The organism is Oceanobacillus oncorhynchi, assembly GCF_000821065.1.
GTDB classification, from domain to species: Bacteria; Bacillota; Bacilli; order Bacillales; family Amphibacillaceae; genus Oceanobacillus; species Oceanobacillus oncorhynchi.
In genome coordinates, this window is sequence record NZ_CDGG01000001.1 from 1,345,512 (window position 1) to 1,362,036 (window position 16,525).

At 39.6% G+C, this 16,525-nt stretch carries 18 protein-coding genes and 1 riboswitch; of the genes, 15 read left to right on the forward strand and 3 right to left on the reverse strand.

What is annotated here, in order from left to right; genetic code table 11:
• Window positions 1-34 precede the first annotated feature (34 nt).
• From BN997_RS06155 to BN997_RS06170, 4 genes are all read left to right on the forward strand, one after another.
• The gene (locus BN997_RS06155; protein ID WP_244882339.1) at window positions 35-322 is read left to right on the forward strand and encodes a hypothetical protein; all 288 of its coding nucleotides are present in this window, start codon (window positions 35-37) and stop codon (window positions 320-322) included.
• A 191-nt stretch (window positions 323-513) separates the two neighbouring features.
• Window positions 514-2,412: a heavy metal translocating P-type ATPase gene (locus tag BN997_RS06160; protein WP_042530602.1), complete on the forward strand. Its 1,899-nt coding sequence runs from the start codon at window positions 514-516 to the stop codon at window positions 2,410-2,412.
• Window positions 2,413-2,447: 35 nt separating this feature from the next.
• On the forward strand, window positions 2,448-2,675 hold the full coding sequence (locus BN997_RS06165; protein ID WP_042530604.1) for a heavy-metal-associated domain-containing protein: 228 nt from the start codon (window positions 2,448-2,450) through the stop codon (window positions 2,673-2,675).
• Window positions 2,676-2,750: 75 nt separating this feature from the next.
• On the forward strand, window positions 2,751-3,416 hold the full coding sequence (locus tag BN997_RS06170) for a Crp/Fnr family transcriptional regulator (protein ID WP_042530606.1): 666 nt from the start codon (window positions 2,751-2,753) through the stop codon (window positions 3,414-3,416).
• A gap of 33 nt (window positions 3,417-3,449) precedes the next feature.
• Here BN997_RS06170 and BN997_RS06175 read toward each other — a convergent pair whose 3' ends face one another.
• The 3 genes from BN997_RS06175 to BN997_RS06185 all read right to left on the reverse strand — a co-directional run bounded on the left by BN997_RS06175 (window position 3,450) and on the right by BN997_RS06185 (window position 6,405).
• Window positions 3,450-3,998, reverse strand: coding sequence for a GNAT family N-acetyltransferase (locus tag BN997_RS06175; protein WP_042530608.1), 549 nt, complete (start codon window positions 3,996-3,998; stop codon window positions 3,450-3,452).
• A gap of 141 nt (window positions 3,999-4,139) precedes the next feature.
• The gene (locus tag BN997_RS06180; RefSeq protein ID WP_042530610.1) at window positions 4,140-5,108 is read right to left on the reverse strand and encodes a bile acid:sodium symporter family protein; all 969 of its coding nucleotides are present in this window, start codon (window positions 5,106-5,108) and stop codon (window positions 4,140-4,142) included.
• A 343-nt stretch (window positions 5,109-5,451) separates the two neighbouring features.
• Entirely contained in the window at window positions 5,452-6,405 is a 954-nt protein-coding gene (locus tag BN997_RS06185; RefSeq protein WP_042530612.1) for a C40 family peptidase, read from the reverse strand.
• A gap of 574 nt (window positions 6,406-6,979) precedes the next feature.
• Between BN997_RS06185 and BN997_RS06190 the strand changes: the two genes are divergently transcribed.
• From BN997_RS06190 to BN997_RS06235, 11 genes are all read left to right on the forward strand, one after another.
• Window positions 6,980-7,489 (forward strand): hypothetical protein, encoded by a 510-nt coding sequence (locus BN997_RS06190; RefSeq protein WP_042530614.1) that lies wholly within the window; start codon window positions 6,980-6,982, stop codon window positions 7,487-7,489.
• A gap of 11 nt (window positions 7,490-7,500) precedes the next feature.
• Window positions 7,501-8,529: a TFIIB-type zinc ribbon-containing protein gene (locus BN997_RS06195; protein WP_042530616.1), complete on the forward strand. Its 1,029-nt coding sequence runs from the start codon at window positions 7,501-7,503 to the stop codon at window positions 8,527-8,529.
• A complete protein-coding gene (locus BN997_RS06200; RefSeq protein WP_042530618.1) occupies window positions 8,526-9,311 on the forward strand; it encodes a TPM domain-containing protein in 786 nt (261 codons plus the stop codon). The genes BN997_RS06195 and BN997_RS06200 overlap by 4 nt, the downstream gene beginning before the upstream one ends.
• Before the next feature lie 48 nt (window positions 9,312-9,359).
• Entirely contained in the window at window positions 9,360-10,406 is a 1,047-nt protein-coding gene (locus tag BN997_RS06205; protein ID WP_042530621.1) for an SPFH domain-containing protein, read from the forward strand.
• 138 nt (window positions 10,407-10,544) lie between these two features.
• On the forward strand, window positions 10,545-10,802 hold the full coding sequence (locus BN997_RS06210; protein WP_244882340.1) for a TSUP family transporter: 258 nt from the start codon (window positions 10,545-10,547) through the stop codon (window positions 10,800-10,802).
• Window positions 10,772-10,915, forward strand: a complete 144-nt coding sequence (locus BN997_RS23740; RefSeq protein ID WP_338112900.1) for a hypothetical protein — start codon at window positions 10,772-10,774, stop codon at window positions 10,913-10,915. The genes BN997_RS06210 and BN997_RS23740 overlap by 31 nt, the downstream gene beginning before the upstream one ends.
• A gap of 26 nt (window positions 10,916-10,941) precedes the next feature.
• Window positions 10,942-11,313: a TSUP family transporter gene (locus BN997_RS22130; protein ID WP_052484933.1), complete on the forward strand. Its 372-nt coding sequence runs from the start codon at window positions 10,942-10,944 to the stop codon at window positions 11,311-11,313.
• A 223-nt stretch (window positions 11,314-11,536) separates the two neighbouring features.
• Window positions 11,537-12,931, forward strand: a complete 1,395-nt coding sequence (locus BN997_RS06220; RefSeq protein ID WP_042530623.1) for a bifunctional metallophosphatase/5'-nucleotidase — start codon at window positions 11,537-11,539, stop codon at window positions 12,929-12,931.
• Between the two features lie 127 nt (window positions 12,932-13,058).
• The gene (locus BN997_RS06225; RefSeq protein WP_040979011.1) at window positions 13,059-13,367 is read left to right on the forward strand and encodes a YunC family protein; all 309 of its coding nucleotides are present in this window, start codon (window positions 13,059-13,061) and stop codon (window positions 13,365-13,367) included.
• A 133-nt stretch (window positions 13,368-13,500) separates the two neighbouring features.
• Window positions 13,501-14,298 (forward strand): sporulation protein YunB, encoded by a 798-nt coding sequence (yunB, locus tag BN997_RS06230; protein WP_226894835.1) that lies wholly within the window; start codon window positions 13,501-13,503, stop codon window positions 14,296-14,298.
• A gap of 63 nt (window positions 14,299-14,361) precedes the next feature.
• A riboswitch (Lysine riboswitch) is annotated at window positions 14,362-14,537 on the forward strand.
• Window positions 14,538-14,810: 273 nt separating this feature from the next.
• Complete coding sequence (locus BN997_RS06235; protein WP_042530627.1) at window positions 14,811-16,373, forward strand: Na+/H+ antiporter NhaC family protein; 1,563 nt, start codon at window positions 14,811-14,813, stop codon at window positions 16,371-16,373.
• Window positions 16,374-16,525 lie beyond the last annotated feature (152 nt).

Sequence of the window (16,525 nt, forward strand, 5' to 3'; positions counted from 1 at the left end):
AGGAGGAGAATCTTGGCAGGTGTATTTTCTTTTTTTGAGTATAGTTCTATTCGCTTTTAATTTTTGGAAAAACAGAAAAGAGTTGAAAGCAACCTATTCAAAACTTCATTCTGTTCAAATAATCGGTGTTATTATCTCCTACTTGGTAACGATTGCGATAGCATTTGTGCTAATATACTATGCTGGAAACTGGCTGGTCAGCTTTATTCCATTTGTATTTCTCCGTTCGGCTGCATTTTTTGTAATGATAGCTGCCGTCCTCTTTTTTTGTTTAGATTTGCTTCATAAAGTATTAACGAGGATAACAAAAGGAATTTTGTAGGTTTATGTTCAAAATAGCCCACTGTTTGGAAATTATTTCGGTATATGTAAAGAAAGTATCTTTCGAGGATGCTTTTTTTATTTGTACAAATAACCGTTTTGCAAAATGAGTTTTCCTATCTTGATAAGCATCAATTATATTCTCTTTCTTTCACGATAAAATGACAGTGTAATCGGAAAGGGGGAGAGAAAATGAAACTGCAGCAATTTTTAATGAAACATAAGCATCCCGTTGTTCTTATCAGTGGGATTTTGATTGTTTCAGCATTTATTTCAAAATTTTTATTTGATTGGAACCCGGTATATTCACTTACAATGGCAATGGCTGCGATTATTGGGGTTCCGCCGATATTTATCCAAGCGTACCAAGCACTGAAAGTAAAAATAATCAGTATTGAACTGTTAGTATCCATTGCTGTTACTGGAGCGTTTATCATCGGTGAATTCAGTGAAGCTGCTATTGTTATTTTCCTGTTTTTGTTCGGAGGGTTATTGGAACAAAAAACATTGGAAAAAACACGCTCTGCTATTCGGGAACTTACCAAAATGGCTCCCGCCAGCGCTTTACGAATCAACGGTGATAATATAGAAGAAATTAATATTGATGACGTAACGAAAGGGGATTTGCTCCTTGTTAAGACAGGAGCGCAAATTCCTGTGGATGGTATTATTCAAGAAGGAAAAGGATATATCAATGAAGCAAGTGTGACAGGTGAATCCATGACAGCAGGAAAAACAACCGGAGAGAAAGTGTTTGCCGGTACAATTTTAGAAAATGGTACGTTGAAGATAGAAGCGGAGAAAATTGGAGAAGACACGACCTTTGGAAAAATTATTGAACTCGTGGAAGAAGCACAGGATAATAAATCCGAAGCGGAACGTTTTATGGATCGGTTTGCCAAATATTATACGCCGATTGTGTTGCTGCTTGCGCTTATTGTCGGTTTGATTTTTCAGAATGTCCATCTAGCAATTACGATTTTAATTTTAGGATGTCCGGGGGCGCTGGTTATTGGTGTCCCGGTCTCTAATGTTGCCGGAATTGGCAATGGAGCAAAAAATGGCATTCTAATCAAGAGCGGGGAATTGATGGCTGCATTCAGCAAGGCAGATACGATGGTATTTGATAAAACTGGAACATTAACGAGTGGCAAACCGGCAGTTTCTGAAGCGAAAGCATATACGGATGATTTGCAAGAAGCGCTTCGGTTAGCTGCGAGTGTGGAGAGAGAATCAGAGCATCCATTGGGACAAGCAATCTTAGATTATGTGGGGAAAACCGAATATGCAAAAATTGATAAAACAGAGGTTGTGAAAGGACAAGGAATTATTGCTCACGTCGGTTCGGAGGAAATAATGATTGGTAATCAGACCTTCATGGAGAATCATGCTGTTTGGATAAATAATCAGGCAAAACAGGATTTACTTTATCTTCAACAGTCAGGGAATTCTACCGTATTTGTAGCAATCAATCGTCAATTAACACTGCTGATTGGTATCAAAGACCAGGTTCGGCCAGAGGCAAAAAGAACGTTGCGTATTTTAAAACAAATGGGAATCAAGCGTTTTGTGATGTTGACAGGAGATAATCAGACAACGGCAGAAATAGTGGGAAATGAATTGGGTATAACGGAGGTTCATGGGGATTTCCTTCCAGAGGATAAGTCCAGCTTTATAAAACGGCTTCAAGAAGAAGGAAGAACGGTAGCTTTTATCGGAGATGGAGTGAATGACAGTCCTTCTATTGCTTTAGCTGATGCAGGAATTGCGATGGGAAGCGGGACGGATATAGCAGTGGAAACCTCTGATATTATCCTCATGCACTCTCATTTTAAAAAATTGATCCACGCCTTTGGTTTAACAAAGAAAACAACAGCCAATATGAAGGGAAATATCATCATTGCAGTCGGGACGGTGGTTTTTCTCCTCATCGGATTGATTTTTGGATATATCCACATGGCCAGCGGTATGCTGGTACATGAATTAAGTATTCTAGCAGTAGTTATCAATGGCATGCGTTTATTACGCTATCGTACGAAGGATGAAAAACTTGATAGCTATCAAGTACAAAATAAAACTTTAGAAGTATGATAGAAATATAAATACAAGGAAAGAGGGGATTAATTATGGAAAAAGTAACGATTCAATTAGAAAGCTTAACCTGTCCGTCATGTATTCAAAAAATCGAAAGTGCTGTTCAGAAGCAGCAAGGCGTAGCAAAGGTGAATGTCTTATTTCATGCGGGTAAGGTAAAAACAGAAATTAATAGTAAGGTAACTAGTGCGAATAAATTATCAGAAGTCATTGAAAAACTGGGGTATACAGTAGAAAATACAAAAGTACAAGGCGTATAATAGAGGAAAGACAATAACATGGCAGCTTTATCTATCTGCTTAAAAAAGCTGCCATGTTGAAAAGGAGGACTTGCCGTGAGCCAGGAGCATTTATGTGTAGCTGCAGTACCGCTTTTCCAGCATTTAGATTTAGAAGATCAAAGGATAATTAACCGGTTGGTAAAGCACCATATTTTTCAAAAGGGTGAACAAATTATTACTCCAGACGAAAACCCGCAGTTAGTTGTGATTGCCCAGGGAAACATGAAGGTATATCAGCTTTCAGCGACTGGCCGCGAGCAATTATTAAGAGTTGTCGGACCGAACGGCTATGAAGGAGAAGGATTACTGCTTGGTGCCCAAAATGAAAATTTATTCGGGGAAGCAATGCAGAAAACAGAAGTCTGCCTGTTAAAACAGGAGGATTTTCAAAAAATACTATTGCAATACCCGCAAATAAGCTTGAAGCTGTTAGAAATCAATGCTCAAAAATTGATGGAGGCAGAGCAGCAAGCACAATTTTTAATGATGGAAAAAGTAGAAAATCGTTTAATGACGTATCTTCTTGATTTATATAAAACTGCAGCATCCAAGCAAGTAGAGATTCCTATGAAGATGAAGGAGCTGGCTTCTTTTCTGGGAACGACGCCAGAAACACTGTCTCGAAAATTGAAATGGCTGGAAGAAGAAGGACTTATTCAGAGGAAGGGAAGTATGATAAAACTGCTTGATAAAAAGGAGTTGGAAAATCGTTTGTTGTAATCGAGAAGACAGGTCTTAAAATAGACCTGTCTTCTAGTTGCTGTAATGTTGCTGCTCCCATTCCTCACGCAGCATCCCCATGCGGATGGAATCATAATATTCATCTTGATAATACCGAACCTTGCGAATTTGTGCTTCCATTTGCATCCCGAGTTTTTCCGCTACCCGAATCATTCGAATGTTACCGGACCAAGTCGTTAAACCGATACGAACTAACGGCAGCTGATTAAAAAGATGATTGATCCATAGTTTCAAAGCGCGGGTGCCGATTCCCTTTCCCCAGGATGCTGCTTCATGTAAAACAATACCAATCTCTAACCAGCAGGAGGGCTGATGCTCCCAATAATAAGAAATCGTACCAAGAATATGACCATCAAGCTCTACAGCCCAATATTTTTCAGAATTTATCCAATGCGCCTGTTCTGTTAAAAAAGCTTCATATGATTTTGCCTGATGCGGGAAATAGGGGGCATCCCATTTTTTCCATTCTGGCTTTTCTTCCTTAAATATCAACTCCCACAGACGCGGCAGATCCTTTTCTTCAATTGTACGAATGCTTAGATTATTGTCTGTATATTGCAATGGACGAATCTCCTTTTCTATTCCTTTTTATTGGGTATCGCTTTTTTGAAAAATGATTGAAAAGGAACGTGCCTCTGCTTTTCAATCACCTGTGTCCTCTGTTTCATTTTTAATCAGCCCCATGGGGATAGCCTCAGCAAATTAAGCTATTTCTCTCTTATTTCCTTTTTCATTATTATTCACCGGTATTTTTGACCAGATGGATGCAAGGATAGACCCGCTGATTACATGCATCACAACGGCAATAGCACCTGGCAATGCAGCCAATGGCTGTGCAGCAAAATGGGCGCTCGCTAAGGTGGTGCCTAATCCAGCATTTTGAATGCCGACTTCGATGGATATTGCTCTTCTTGTCTCTTCATTGAGACGAAGCACTGTGGCAACTAAGAAGCCAAGCAAAAGTCCCGACCAATTATGCAAGAGAACGGTGACAAAAATAAGCGCTCCTGAAGATGCAATATTTTCTGTATTTCCTGAAACAACTGCAGCCACTACTCCCGAAATAGCTATAACCGAAATCAGCGGCAAAATTTCTATACTTTTGTCAACTGCCACTGGAAAGAACCTTTGAAAAATAAGTCCTAACACAATGGGAACAATAATAACTTGAATGATAGAAATAAACATGGCAAACGGATTTACTGGGATCCATTGTCCAGCTAGAAGATACAAAAGCACTGGTGTCATAATTGGTGCCAGCATAGTAGAAACAGATGTCATCGTAACGGATAACGCTACATTTCCTTTAGCGAGATATACCATGACATTCGATGCAGTACCTCCGGGAACAGATCCTACTAAGATAATTCCAGCTGCCAGAGCAGGCGGTAAATTTAAAAGCTTTGCAATTCCAAATGCAAGCAGCGGCATAATGGTGAATTGCAGAATAACGCCAATAATAACTGGTACAGGTTTTGTTAACACCAGCTTAAAATCGTTTGGTGTCATGGTGAGCCCCATTCCAAACATAACGATTCCAAGTAATATGGTCATATAATTGTTTAACCAATTAAAACCGCCGGGCATATAGAAGGCAGCAACAGCGACTAAAATAGTGATGAATGCAAAATACTTATTCGAAAAATTACTGATGTGAATGAATAATTTCATACTTCTATGATACTCCCTTACTTCAATATAATAGAATAGGATTCCGTATTTTATTTTGATGCACATTTTCTGAGTATGCATAGACAAGAAATAAACTTTAAGTTTGGATAGACGGAATAGAATGTACAAACTTTGTGATAAATAAATAATATTGGATTAGTCTGAAAATAATATTTATGTAAAATCTTCCTTTATCCCTTTTTTCGGAAATCCTTCTAAGAAATTGTTGACAAGTATATCGCAAAAAAATTAAAAAGTCTATATAAAATTTTCAATGCTAGAAAAGGATAAAAAGCAAACATAAAAAAAACAAGCGCAATTTCGCGCTTGTTTTTTAAAACTATTAATTGAAAGATTTTGCTCCAAGGTAATGTTGCTGCCAATAATCAACGCTCATGTCAGCTACAACCATTGCACCGCTGCCGCTGCTTGCGTGGATCATTTGGTTGTTACCAATGTAAATTCCGCTGTGAGATGCGCCAGCTGTATCATATGTTCCTTCAAAGAAGACAACATCGCCAACGCTTGGAGAATCTACATGTACCCCGTCACTTGCCCACATTTCACTGTGCGTACGAGAAACATCAATGCCTACTTGGTCAAACGTATAGTTGATCAATCCGCTGCTGTCTAATGCAGAAGGGTTTGATTCTCCTGGAGTATATGCTCCAAATTGATATGGGATTCCTAGTGCACTTCGAGCTGCATCAACAATAGCCTGATCGCTGGCAGAAGCACTTTCTGTTCCTACATTATCATTATCTGTTCCATCGGAGTCGTTAGATACTTCTTCAATAACAATATCATTTTCACTTGTTCCTTCTGTTGCTTCCTCTTCACTAGCTTCTGGTTCTGAAGCTTCTTCAGAGCTTGGAGCGGATTCAACAGGAGTACCTAGTGCATCAGAAGTAGCTGGTCCTACAATACCGTCTTCTTGCAAGCCTTGATCAGATTGGAAATCTCTTACGTCTTGTTCCGTAAGCTCTCCAAAAATACCATCTACGTTACTAGAAGAATAGCCTTGATCGTGCAATGAACTTTGTATATTTTCTACCTCTGATCCGGAATCACCTTGTTGAACAAGAGAAGAGTTAACTGTTGCAGAAGGTGTTTCTTCAGAAGATTGTTCCTCTTGAGCTTCAGGGAGGCTACTTTCTTCGTAGGTGATATCTCCTTCTGTTGATCCTTCTCCCGCATTTGCTAATACACTGGAGCCTACTACCGGAGTGAGTGCTAACGTTGCAGCAAACGCAGTCGAAATAACATATTTTTTTGCATCAAGATTCAATGGTGCCAAAAGAATTCCTCCTTAAGAATGTTTGTATTATTTTGTTGAAAAACAGAAACCTATGTAGCAAGATTTCGCTCAAATCGTGATATGGCCGTCCGTTAATCTCCTATTCTATGATGTATTGTATATAGGGGAGTACAAATTGATTGAAGCAGAAGATAACGGACTGAAACCAACCCAGACTTGATTCAGCTATATTTTCGCTGAACTTTTATTTTTTCACTATATACAAGGTAACATAGAGATATCACAAGAAGGTGTCCAAATTTTTAAAGGTCGGTAACAAATTATTAAAATATATTACATCAATCGACAGGTTTCGAATCAAGTTCTATCAACATTTTCAGATAAATTTACGGTTTTTTCATTTCATTTTCATTTCGAAAAGCTATTAATATTACAATCTTGTAAAAGAAATCGAAATTTTTAAAAAGGTAATTAGAGTTTTAATAGAAAATAAGTTATCCTTATAAGGTAATTGATTATTTTGAAACGTCCTTACCGTTCTGAAAAGGCAGTGAAACCTTTTGTGGAGTTCAAACGTACAATTATTTAAGCGAGGCAGAAAGGATGATTCAGAATGCGTTTTTTTAAAGGCCTTTTTTCATCTGAAAGAGAAGCGAAGAAAAACAGACAAAAGCTGCAAAAAAGCAGAAAAGAAATGGATAGCGTAATGCGGGAAATGCACGCCAAAATAGACACTATTCAACTAAACATTACCAGAACACAGGAAAAGCTAATAGAGCAGCAAGGACTGGCAGATAAGTTTGCCAGATATGAAGAAAGTTCGGAACAAGCAAATGAAAAAAGCCGGTTTCAAATGCAAAAAGAAGCGGCACAGAAAGAAATTGAAAAATTACAACGCCAAAGATATGATTTTGAAACACAGATGGTCCCTTTCCAGCAAAGCTATGACCGAATGCGTCAAACATTTTCAGAAACCTTTGACCAGCTGGATGCTTTAGAGATGGAGACCTCTGCGAAAGAAAATGAAGCAGATATAATGAAATACACTACAGCACAAGAAGAGAAGATCCAGTTTGAGCTTGCTGAAGCAGAGGCGCTGCTTGAATTGCGATCAGAAAAATGAGGTGAAGACGGATGTTAGTGCATTATAAATGTCCCAACTGCGGGGCGGATATGGAATTTGACAGTGCTTCCGGTCATTTGGCCTGTGACAGCTGCGGGCATGAGGAACATATTGATACGTATAATGACGTGAATATCTCACAGTCCTTTGAGGAAGACGAGGCGAAGGAATATCATTGTGAGAATTGCGGTGCTATTGTTTTAACTGATGCAGATACAACGGCGACCTCATGCAGCTTCTGCGGGGCCGGGGTGGTGCTTGCTGACCGGTTATCCGGGGAGTTGGCACCTGCGAAAGTAATTCCGTTTACCATCAGTAAAGAAGAAGCAATGGAAGCATTTAAAAAATGGTGTAAAAATGGCAGGTTGACGCCTAAGGGCTTTATGACTGCAGACCGTGTAAAAAATATTACAGGAATGTATGTCCCATTTTGGATGTATGATTTAGATAATGATGTAGACGTGAAAGCAACAGGAACGAAAGTGCGCACGTATCGGCGCGGCGATTATCGTTATACGGAAACCAAGTATTATCGTGTGCATAGAGATATTGATATCAGTTATTTAAAAGTGCCGGTCGATGCATCAGAAAAAATGAATGATGAGCTGATGGATAAAATAGAGCCTTATGATTATAACAAGCTGGAGGATTTTAAAACGCCTTATCTAGCAGGATACTTAGCTGAAAAGTATAATTATACCGATGATGAATTATTTGACCGGGTGAAGGCAAAAATTCAAGGTTTTATGGATACGTATATAGCTTCGACCATCCGGGGATACAGCTCTGTAAGCTATCAACAGAAAAACATACGCACCAAGAAAGCAAACAGCTACTATGTCCTGCTGCCAGTCTGGATGGTATATTACGATTTTGATCAGCAGGAGCATACCTTTGCAATGAATGGGCAGACTGGAAAAATTGTCGGAAAGCCGCCGTTGAGCTATTCGAAGGCAGCGCTTTGGTTTTCCAGCATTGCTGGCGGGTCTTTTGTTTTATTTAAAGCAATAGCGATGATGCTGGGCGGTGATTTACTATGAAGAAGTTTTTAATTACGGCTGGTATACTTGTACTTATATCTTTCCTAATGCTGCCTGCAGTGTCTGCAGAGAAGCAGTATATTTATGATGATGCAAACATATTTACAGATAATGAGCGGACGGATCTGGAGCAGAGAGCGGCAGAATATAGTGAAGAGAACGAGATTGATATTCTTATTTTGACGAAGGATGAGTCTGACGGAAGAGATATCCAAAAATATATCGATGACTTCTATGATGAACAGGGCCCCGGATATGATGGAGAACATGGAGATACGGTATTTATGGGGCTTGATTTTTCAGGACCTTCCGGAGAAAGAGATATTGCGGTAAGCGGATTTTATAAGGGAGAAGAGTATGTTGGCCCTGAGCGTGCGCAGCAGCTTGCCGATGATTTAGTTCCTGATTTACGAAATAACGATTATTACGATGCCAGCTTATTATATTTTGAGAAGGTAGAGCGATATATGGGTGTGAACCCGAGTATCAACCCGGACAGTATTTTTCTTCAAACTTGGTTCCAGTTGCTGGCTGCTGTTATAATTGGTGCAGTTATTGTAGGTTCCATGATTTTTAATATGGGCGGCCGTGTGACAACGAATGCAAGTACGTATCTTGATGCGGATAATTCAAGAATTAAAAGCAAGTCAGATAGATATTTACGTCAAACCGTTACGAAAACGAAAATTCAGAAGAACAACAGCGGCGGAGGCCGGGGAGGCGGCAGTATAGGCAGAACTGGCGGCGGACATTCCCGCTCTTCCGGACGTGCAAAGTTTTAATTATAGATTGAATGAAGGTATTGAAATAAAGAAAGGATGAACAGAATGATGGGCTTTTTTAGAGGGCAATTAGCAAATGTGATTGAATGGGAATCATTTCGTGATGATATGATCTTTTGGAAATGGAATAACAACGAGGTGAAAAAAGGAAGTAAATTAATTGTTCGTCCGGGCCAGGATGCTATTTTTTTCAACCAGGGAAAAATTGAAGGGGTTTTTAAAGAAGAGGGCGAATATGAAATTGAATCAGACATTATTCCTTTTTTATCTACCTTAAAAGGATTTAAATTTGGATTTAACAGCGGAATGCGTGTGGAAGTGCTTTTTGTCAATACAAAACAATTTACTGTGAAATGGGGCACAAAAAATGCGATAAACATACCTTCTCCACAGCTTCCTGGCGGTATACCGATTCGTGCTAATGGAACCTTTCAGTTTACAGTGAAAGATTATGTGAAGCTGATAGATAATATCGCAGGCGTCAGAGACAGTTTTCTGGTGGAAGACATTCGCCTGAGAATTACTGCTGTTTTAGATCAATTATTAATGAAGTGGATTACCAGAGAAGGAAAGGATATGTTTAATCTTCAGGCGAATTCCTTTGAAATCGGCGAGGGTATCAAAGAGGATTTAGATAAGCAAGTCAATCAGGATGGTTTTGAGATTAAAGGTTTTCAAATCATGAGCTTTAATTATCCAAAAGAAATCCAGGATATGATTACAAAAACTGCTTCGCATGGCATGATCGGCGATATGGGACGGTATAAAGATGTCGCTATGACGGATGCGATTGCTTCCGGGAAATCAGATGGCGGCAATTCCGCAACAGATATGGCCGGAATGATGATGGGAATGCAGATGGCAAAGGAAATGATGAACGGTACGAATGACCAAAATACAGCAAATCACCAGCAGTCCAATCAGGGTGGGCAGCAAAATCAGGGTGGACAACAAAGCCAGAATCAACAGACCGGAAACCAGCAGAATGCTTCTGATAATGAAGGAAGCGGATCAATTCCAAACTTCTGTCCGAATTGCGGAAGTAAAACACAGGGAATGAATTTCTGCGGGAATTGTGGACATAAGCTGGTTTAAATACGAAAAATAGATTAAAAATAAGGGTGCTGTCTTGGAGGAGATAGTATCCTTATTTTTTGATATAATATAAAGCTCCTTCCCTTTCATCTATTCTGCAATATGATATGATTACAGATAGAAAGAAGGTGTTCTCAGGTGTTACTAGTTATTCTAATTTGTTTCACTATCGCCATGCTGGCAGCCTTTGTTGGAAGTCTGGCCGGACTGGGGGGCGGTGTGGTTTTAATTCCATTGCTTTTTCTTGCAAATGGGAATATCGAAGGTTTTGAGTGGGTGACTCCGCAAACGGTTGTCGCAATGTCCTTGCTGGTGATGTTTTTACAGACATTTCCTCCGCTCTATCCTTTGCAAAAACAAAGCGGATCGATTATAAAGCTGGCGGTTTGTTTCTGATTGGCAGTATCCCGGGGAGTATGTGTGGAGCCTGGTTGAACCAATATGTTCAGGCGAATATATTTTATCACGGAGAATCGTCCGTAAAACTCTCGCCTCAAAATAAAGCGTAAAAATAAATTTATTTAAGCGGGAGATAATGGACGCTAACTCCCTGAATCACTCAACTAATCATGCAGTGGGAGAAAGGAAAAAACTCCCACTGCATGAAGTTTCGTTTTATATTTACTTTGAAATTTTAATTATTTTGATTGCAGCTATTCTTTTTTACCGGCAGTTAAGAGGAATAAAGCCGCGGGAAGTAGATGTTTCTGAAAAAGAATCCCGCCAGGCAGAAATAGGGGCAGAAATATATACATATAAATTTCAAATTATACCTGCTGTAGCTATTGCTTTTTTTGCCAGGATGTTATCGGGCTTTTTTGGCATCGGCGGAGGAGCAATCATGGTTCCAGTTATGCTGCTTGTATTTGGTCCGCCCATACTGCTACGGCGACATCGATGTTTATGATTATATTCGTCAGCTTGTTTGGAAGCACCACTCATGTTGCGCTTGGCAACATAGAGTGGGCATATGTGCTTTTCTTTATACCGGGGGAATGGATTGGGGCAAACTGGGTGCGTTCACCAATCAAAAAAATTCAAGTTCGCTCTTAGAGCTGCTTTTGAGAATCTTATTAATTGTGATGGGGATTCGCATGATTTTACAAGGAATTGGTTAGGGGCGATGAAGTATGTCAGAAGAGAAAGTTTACTTTTACTATACAAATGATTTACATAGTCATTTTGAACAATGGCCTAGAGTAACAGCCTTTTTAAAAGAAAAGCAGGGCCTGCGGAAAGAGAATAATGAAGCTGCCTTTACAATGGATATAGGAGACCACGTTGACCGCTCTCATCCAATTACAGAAGCTTCAAATGGGTTAGCCAATGTGGAGCTGCTGAATGAAGCAGGCTATGATATCGTGACGCTGGGAAACAATGAGGGGATAACGCTTTCCCATCAAGAATTATATCAATTATATGATAAAGCCGATTTCCAAGTGGTCTGCAGTAATTTATTCAGCAGAGATGAATTGACGCCATTTTGGCTGAAGCGGACACACACTTTTATGACAGAAAGCGGGATACGGATAGGTGTCTTAGGTTTAACGGCACCGTTTAATGCCTTTTACGAGCTGCTTGACTGGCATGTAGAAAATGAATTTGACATTATTGAACGTTATATAGAAGACTTGAAAAAAGAATCGGATATTATTGTGCTTCTTTCCCATTTAGGAATTTCCGTTGACCAGGAGATTTCCCGGCGTTATCCGGCAATTGATCTGATTATCGGGGGACATACGCATCATCTGTTAAAAGAGGGTGAACTGGTAAATCAGACCTTAATCACTGCAGCGGGAAAGCATTGCTACTATATCGGTGAAGTGGAGCTTATTTGGGATCATAAGGAGAAAAAAGTAATTTCGAAGGAAGCAGCAGCAATCAGTCTGCAGGATACAGGAAAGGATTTGGAGACGGAAGAACATTTACAGCAGCTATTACAACAGGCTGACCAATATCTGGGTCAGGCGGTAGCAAGTGTAGAAAAGCCGCTGGAAGTAAACTGGTTTGGAGAAACCCCCATTATTGATTCACTGACTAAAGTGCTCCGAAGATGGACCAATGCGGATATAGCTATGCTGAATGCTGGCGTGCTGTTAGATTCGCTGCCTGCCGGGGCAATCACAAAAGGGGATATACACCGAATTTGCCCTCATCCAATCAATCCCGTCCTTGTGGATTTAAAGGGGGATCAAATCATAGAAACGGTCAGAGCGGCATTATCTCCTGCTTTTACAGAATTAAAATTAAAGGGCTTTGGTTTCCGCGGGGAAATCTTAGGGAAAATGATTTTTTCAGGCATTCAGGTCGAGACAGCCTTTCATCGGAATGGGGAAGTGTATGTGAAGCGGGTGTATACTGAAGATGGTTACCCTATTCATCCAGACAAAGTATACTATGTTGCTACTGCAGATACTTTTACTTTTGGCCAGCTCCTGCCGGAAATTGCCCGTTCTGCAAAAAAACAATATTTTGTCCCGGAATTTTTGCGTGACTTATTAGTATATGCTGTCAAACAGCATTGATTCATTTCCATTCTATCACGGAGAGCCGTCCGAAAATTCCCGCTGAGTGAAGTTTCGTTTTATGTGTGACGTTCTTTAGCCCCTCTGCATACACTTATCACGAGAGAAAAACAGAGGGGGCATTTTTATGATTACGGTAGAACCTCTTGAGGTGGATGGAATTATTTTTACAGCAGTGAGTGTGGAATTGCCGCAAACAACCTTATTAACAATCAGCAATGATGTAGGGTATATTATGTGTGCAGCGCTCGATGTGGATATTTTTAATGAAATACCTAAGCTGAAAGAAAGAAACGTTATCGCCGGCCGGGCAATGGGAGTAAGAACCATTGATCAATTGCTGAACGCTCCGTTGCAGAAAATAACAGATGCATCGAAGGAGCACGGCTGGGAAGTCGGGATGACAGGAAAAGAAGCATTGCTTAAAATATCATAATACATGGAAAGACACTTTTTTTGTTCTTGCAGGGGACAGAAGAAGTGTCTTTTTACATGTAAAACCAATCCATTTTCCTTTGTTCTAATTCCCTTCCATAATTGCATAAATTATTACGAAGGGGGTTGTTGCATTGAAACTTAAAAGAAGATATCGATTTCGAAAGCGAACGGGAAGAAAAAGAAGAATGCCCCCCTCTCGACGCTCCATTCTGATGCTGACGTTAATTTTATTCTTTGCAGTAGTGGGCTTTAGTTTTTATTTGATAAACGTCAAAATTGAACCGATTGTTATTGATATTGCCAAACGAAAAGCGGATGAATTTGCTACGAGAGCGATTAACTCCGCTGTATATTATGTAGAGGAATATGGATTTGAGGATATCCTGAACATTACCTATGACAATGAAGGAAATTTAGTAACATATAACCGAGATCCTGCAGTTATCAGTGAAATCAACCGGGTAGCTACTGACCGGGTAGAGGAGTATTTTGCGCATGTGAATCGGGGGGAGCAGCTTGAATTTGAGCATAATCTGCATGAGCCTTATGACTATGAGGGCGGTGCGGATGGCAGGGTACAGATTGATCCTACGCTGATTGAGATTCCTTTAGGGCAAGTAACGGGAAATTCTGTACTGGCTAATTTAGGTCCTAAAATTCCTATTAATATGGAAGTGGTTGGAGCAGTGCGGACAAATGTGGTCGAGGATAAAGAAGAATTTGGGATTAATGGAGCTTGGGTTTCCCTGTATATCAATGTAGAAGCAGATGTACAAATTATTGTGCCATTTACCTCCGAAGTTAGAACTGTACATACCGAGCTTTATTTAGATGGAGGCGCAATTATGGGAAAAGTGCCTGATTTCTATGGCGGGGATGGAAATGCTCCTGATATTGCCGTACCAAAAGATGATTTGCAGAGCGACTGAATATGTAGTATAGTACAAATTAGTTGAGAAGATATTTATAATTGAATAAAAACCTTATCAGATCGGTGAGGTAGAGGCGCAGATTAGATGAGTATCCGGCAGGAGAATGACAACGAAGATTGCTGGAGAAAGGATAGTTTGCCGAAGTATATAAAGAGGTCATGCTTTATATTGCTGGCATATTACTGAAAAAGTATTATGCTGTCATGTAATGATTTACATGGAGAACTACTGATCGAAATGGAGGATAACGTGAATTGGTGAAACAATGATAGGTTATTTTCTATCATTGTTTTTTTGCGTTTTTAAAGGGTAATTTGTATATGTTTTTACTGTGAAACAGTACTTGAGTATGATAGATATCCCTGTGTCTTACTTTCCTATTTCGAATCGGTTATATGCACGTAATTATTTCAAAAGGAACTGCAGTTTCCATTATTCATTACGCGTCGTTGACCTTATTCAAAATGCTTAAATACTCAGCTCGAAAATAAATCGTTGGAGGTCTTAACATGGAAGGTACGTTTTGGTCACTGATACCTGCAATTGTCATGCTGATATTAGTGGTGTTAACAAGAAAGGTTCTTATCTCAATAGGAACAGGGATTGTTGTAGGAGCATTATTATTAAATGATTTCCATATATGGGGAACATTAAAAGAAATATGGACGGTATTTTATACAATTTTTTATGCAGATGAAGCCTTGGAGATGGGGAATCTATTATTAATCAGTTTTCTTCTCTTTCTGGGCGTGCTTACTGCGTTTCTCCAAGCTTCTGGCGGGGCTAAAGCTTTTGGAGATTGGATGCTGCGCCGGGTGAAAACACGTACCGGTGCGGAAATCATGACTGCTGTAATTGGATTGATTATTTTTATAGATGACTATTTTAACAGCTTAGCAGTTGGACAGATTGCAAGACCTGTAACAGACAGGCAAAAAATTTCCCGGGCGAAACTGGCATATTACATTGATTCCAGTTCTGCTCCCGTTACCGTAATCGCACCTATATCAAGCTGGGGAGCCTATATTATTGGTATTTTAGGCGGGTTATTTGCAGCAAATGGAATTACAAATTTGCAGCCGATTGAAGCATTTATACAAATGATTCCATTAAACTTTTATGCGATTGCTTCGATTGTTCTGGTGTTTATTGTGGCGTATTTTCATTTTGATATCGGTCCGATGCGCACGCATGAAAAAAGAGCAAAAGAAAAGGGAGAACTGCTGGATCCAAAAAGAAATCAGGTTTCTGGGGATTTAGGTGATATTTTTGATCCGCATAAGGATGGAAAAGTATTTCATTTAATTGTTCCTATCATTGTCTTATTTATTGTTACCGTCCTTGCTATGATTGTGACAGGGATTATGGAAACAGAAGGGAGCGCATCTATCCTTGATGCCTTTGCCAATACGAATGTTAATCTTTCCTTAATTATTGGCGGTGTTGCAGCTGTTCTTACTTCTATTATTTTTCATATGCAGCAAAGAAAACCGCGCTCAGACATGGGACGTATTTTTATTGAAGGCTTTAAAACCATGATTCCTGCAATTAATATTCTCGTTCTTGCGTGGATGATTGGTTCGATTATCGGTGCTTTAGAGACTGGAAGCTATTTAGCTGGTTTAGTAAATAATTCCTCTATTTCTGCAGATTTTCTGCCGGCTATTCTGTTTATTATTGCCGGTTTAATGGCTTTGGCAACCGGGTCATCATGGGGAACTTTTGGCATTATGCTTCCGATTGCAGCGGAGGTTATGGCGAACACAGATATGGGGCTATTTTTACCTGCATTAGCGGCTGTATTAGCCGGAGCAGTGTTCGGTGATCATTGTACACCTATTTCTGATACAACAATTTTATCTGCAACCGGAGCCGGGGCGCACCATATAGACCACGTTATTACACAGCTGCCTTATGCTTTCATTGCTGCTTTTACTGCTTTGATTGGTTTCTTGGTTATTGGACTAACTCATTCTACGTGGTTAGCTTTAACTGTAACGCTTGTTCTTTTGGCTGGGATTGTCTGGATTACTCATTTCCTGATTAATAAAAATAAAAAGAAGGCATCTTAACAGAAGGCTTGGAATACATTTTAGTATTCCAAGCCTTTTATGATGTAATAAGGGTATTGCAATTAAATCCTGCTATTTCCATAATTAGATATTTGACAAAAATGTCAAAAAAGCTATAATACAAGATGAATAGTCTGAAAGTAATGATTTTT